The organism is Ancylomarina sp. YFZ004, from assembly GCF_054254355.1.
Genome location: NZ_JBTCHQ010000049.1, coordinates 1 through 333 on the forward strand (window position 1 = coordinate 1; position 333 = coordinate 333).

Sequence of the window (333 nt, forward strand, 5' to 3'; positions counted from 1 at the left end):
TGGTGCTGAAATTGACTTAAGTGCAATACCAACAAGTGGACCAGTTCTACCTGTTACATACACTTGGACACAGGATGGGAATTCAATAGGTTCAAATGAGACATATAATAAAACAAATGTAACACCACTTGAAAGTGGCATCTACAAAGTTGTTGTAAAAGATTATTGTACAAGCAAAACATCATCAATTTCTATAACTGTTCTAGATGCTATTAGTTTAGCAGCTGTGTCTCCAGATACACGTTCACTTTGTGAAGGCGAATCTTTAGACCTACAAGTAAATGGTTCGGGACTTAATTTAGAATACAATTGGTCTAAGATTGATGGACTAGC

The 333-nt window shown here is 36.0% G+C and carries 1 protein-coding gene; it reads left to right on the forward strand.

Annotated elements, in window-relative coordinates; translation table 11 throughout:
* Nucleotides 1-333 (forward strand): hypothetical protein (locus ACXR6G_RS20160; protein WP_458363255.1); only part of this gene is annotated, 333 nt, incomplete at both ends.